Source organism: Streptomyces sp. NPDC102437 (assembly GCF_044765565.1).
In the GTDB taxonomy this organism is placed as follows: domain Bacteria; phylum Actinomycetota; class Actinomycetes; order Streptomycetales; family Streptomycetaceae; genus Streptomyces.
On the sequence record NZ_JBIWKI010000130.1, the window covers coordinates 1 to 3,198 of the forward strand.

The window sequence follows — 3,198 nt, forward strand, 5'->3', positions numbered from 1 at the left end:
AGGCCCTGCTTTCATTCCCCGGCCACGAGCCGATCACTCAACCGGGCACCCAAGTTCGACCCGCAACCGAACCTCTCGGTACGACAACGGCTTCTCAGGAAGGCAATCAGCCCGCCGATGCGACCACCGTTGCTGGGACGCGTGAGGTTCAGCGCCCGCAGGTCGTCCTCGTGGAAGGTGGTGTCGGCGCCCAGCCAGGTGGCGGCCACCCGTAGGACCGGGGCTGTGGACTCGTGGGACTTCTGGCTCCAATGGTGCTCTGCGGTGTATCGGGCGAAGTCCGCCAGGATGGCCATCACCGAAGGCAGCGGGGATGGCAGCAGTGCGCTGACCAGCGGGCGCCAGTCCCGCTCCGCCTCGAAGATCGTCAACTGGCCCGCGTGTTGCACGACCGGTGGGCCGAGTACCGGTCGATCTAGTCGGTGGCCTTCGGGACGACGTGCGCTGACGCCCGCCGGGAGGGACGGCCCGGCGAACCGCAGTTGTCGCCAGGTGCTGGCCTCGGTGACAGGTCCCAGCCGCAGGCGAAGGCTCGTGCAGTCGCGGCATCGACCGTTCTGCAAAGGAAGAGGCCCGGCGCCACACCGTCCGCAACATCCCTGCTGGTCAGCGAATCTGCGACGCCAGTGCCTACAGGCGACGCATATTTGGTTTCGGCCCCACGAAAGGCAGTGATCGCAGCTTCGTGGCTGAGGTTGGGAGCGGGCCCGCTGGGCGTGCGGCAGCACAATCACCCCGTGATCGAGGCCAAGCGCCAGTAGCCCAGCCTTGTTCAGGACCGCAGTGACTCCGGAGGGCTGGTGAGGCAGGGCGTCAAGGATGGCGGCGTCGACCAGGCCCTGACCTGCGGCGTCGCGGGCCGCCAGCGCGAGGGCCAAGGCATCCATGGCACTGACGCGCCAGGTGCGGCTCAAGCGGTGCTCGGTCTGTACTTCGTTGATCAGCGGTTTCAGTCGTTCCAGATCGCCCTGGAGCCGGCCGCGGAGCAAGACGGCGTGGTGCTCCAGCAGTCGGTAGGGCGGGGGAAACATGGCCATCTGTCCGCGTACTGCCGGCGGGCAGATCCGCCCGTCGTCCATGATGGCGGCGGGACGCTGGGCGCGTGCCCAGCCAGGTGTCTGGTAGCGGCCGTCGGAGTGGAGCCGGTAGGTGCCGGTGGGCACCGCAGGCCGCCGGATGGATGCCGGCAGGCAGAACGCGAGCTGGGTCCACACCGGGTGGCGTGCGGCCTGGGCGGGTTCGTAGTACCAGGACACGTCGTACTCGGTGATCGCCACGACGCATGCGCGGCAGAATCCTTCTTTATTGATCCGCCACAGCCGCTTGCAGCGTCTGCACTCGGCCGCCGGGTGGTACCGCTTGGAGCGCCACTGGTGGCACGGCGAACAGAACGGCGACTGGACCCGCGGCCCCCAGCCGAGACACCCCGCGCACTGCCCCAGCGAAGGAACGCGTATGCGTAGGCGGGTCACCTCAGTTCGGTGGGAGCGACCTCGGCCGCCCCCCTCCGCTCGGCCGGCGTGGCAACGGCCGCGGCAGCTCTCCCGCGGCCTTCGCCAGTTCCTCGCCTTGGGCAGCCGGAGTCTTCCGGGCCACGGGCTCGGCGACCAGCAGATCCGCGACCGTGCACTGCAGCGCGGCGCAGATCAGGTCGAGATCCTCCAGCCGCACCGTCACCGGTGTGCCCGACCAGAGCGCGGAGACCTTCGACAGCGACGGGGTGAACCCGACTTCCTCGAACACGGGCATCAGCTCGCTGGGCCGCCAGATGCCCCGGTTGGCCGCCGCCCACCGCAGGTTCCACTTCACGACAGACCCCCCGCATCCACGCGCAACCGCTGTGCTGCCCTGTTCGACGAACGCCGACTCGCCATCTCCGGATCGCTCTGAGCAGACAAAATGTACCGAACCGTGGTCGTCGTCCAGTCATGACCAAGCAACTTCTGCACCTCCCACAGCGACATCCCCGCCTCGTAGCGGTGTGTGGCACAAGCGTGCCGAAGCAGATGCGGGAAGATCCGCTCGACCGGACCCGACAGGTGAGCCGCCGAGGCCCGCACCAGCGCCTTCCGCAGCGTCGAGGTCGTCACCGCCGGCCCCACCGGACTCGGCCCGCCCCCCAGATCACGGGCCAGGCGCTCCGATGGCCAAACCGGCGACTCAGGGTGCTCCGGGTCGTCCGAGAACAACCCCCGCACCTCCTCCACGTACCACCACAGCAACTCACGGCCCTCGGCGAACAGGAACGCCTCGCGCTGCCGCGGCCCCGACCCACGGGCGCCCTTGCCCTGGACGACGAACCGCCCGAAGTCGCCCGCCTCCCAGTGCAGGTCCTTCATCCGCATCTGGCACAGTTCCGAAGCGCGCACCCCGGATATGTAGATCAACTTCGACATCACGTAGTCCCTGCACGCCACCGCCTCCTTGCGGGCGTGCGCCAGTTCCCGCCGCCAGCCGGCGAAGAACTCGCCAACCGCTCGCGCCGACGGCGGCACCCGCAGGCCAAAGTCGCCTCGGTGTGCGTGTCGGTTGAACGGATCGATCGGCGACTCGACCGCTGCCCCGAACCGCCGGAAGATCTCGTGCGCGTAGCGCTGCTCCAGGAACGTGAAGAAGTGGTCGATCCGGTTCAGCTTCGACCGGACCGTCGGCGCCTGGCGCTTGCCGACACCGGCGAAGTAGGCATCGACATGACGCGGCGTCAACCGCCACGGCATCACACCGTAGTGGTCGCACACCTCGATCACCGGCTTCGTCAGCCCGTCCAGCGTCGAGGACGCCAGGCCCGCCACATCCCGCGCCCACTGGTACTCGACCAGCGTGTCCATGAAGAACAGCTGCTCGTCCTCCTCGTCGGCCCCGCCGGCGTACCGGCGCTGCAGCAACAGCACATCGCTCAGCCCCGGCTCGCCGCCCGGCAACTCCACGTCTGCGGACGACGGTTCGCTGGGCGGCGGTACGAGGGAGAGCACGCGCGTCCTGAGATCTGCCATGGACAGGTAAATTACAGCAGCAACTCCTGAAATTCAGGAAAACAGCCTCAAATCCGGGACGGCAGCTCATCGAGCTCAGCGAGCCTCCTAACCAGCTGAGATGGAACGACGTGAACCGCCCCGGTTTCAGTAGAGGCTCGATTTCATGAAAGGATCGAGTCATGGCACGGCCTTCCCGATACCCGCTTGAGCTCCGCCGTCGTGC

Annotated in this window: 3 protein-coding genes; all 3 read right to left on the reverse strand. The window is 67.9% G+C overall.

The window, feature by feature from the left end; translation table 11 throughout:
• Nucleotides 1–11: 11 nt before the first annotated feature.
• The 3 genes from ACIRJP_RS42205 to ACIRJP_RS42215 all read right to left on the reverse strand — a co-directional run bounded on the left by ACIRJP_RS42205 (nucleotide 12) and on the right by ACIRJP_RS42215 (nucleotide 2,927).
• Nucleotides 12–1,277 carry a hypothetical protein gene (locus ACIRJP_RS42205; protein ID WP_404186491.1) on the reverse strand — a complete coding sequence of 422 codons (1,266 nt, stop codon included), beginning with the start codon at nucleotides 1,275–1,277 and terminating at the stop codon, nucleotides 12–14.
• A gap of 196 nt (nucleotides 1,278–1,473) precedes the next feature.
• The gene (locus tag ACIRJP_RS42210; RefSeq protein WP_404186493.1) at nucleotides 1,474–1,809 is read right to left on the reverse strand and encodes a helix-turn-helix domain-containing protein; all 336 of its coding nucleotides are present in this window, start codon (nucleotides 1,807–1,809) and stop codon (nucleotides 1,474–1,476) included.
• Entirely contained in the window at nucleotides 1,806–2,927 is a 1,122-nt protein-coding gene (locus ACIRJP_RS42215; RefSeq protein ID WP_404186495.1) for a tyrosine-type recombinase/integrase, read from the reverse strand. The genes ACIRJP_RS42210 and ACIRJP_RS42215 overlap by 4 nt, the downstream gene beginning before the upstream one ends.
• Nucleotides 2,928–3,198: the final 271 nt, after the last annotated feature.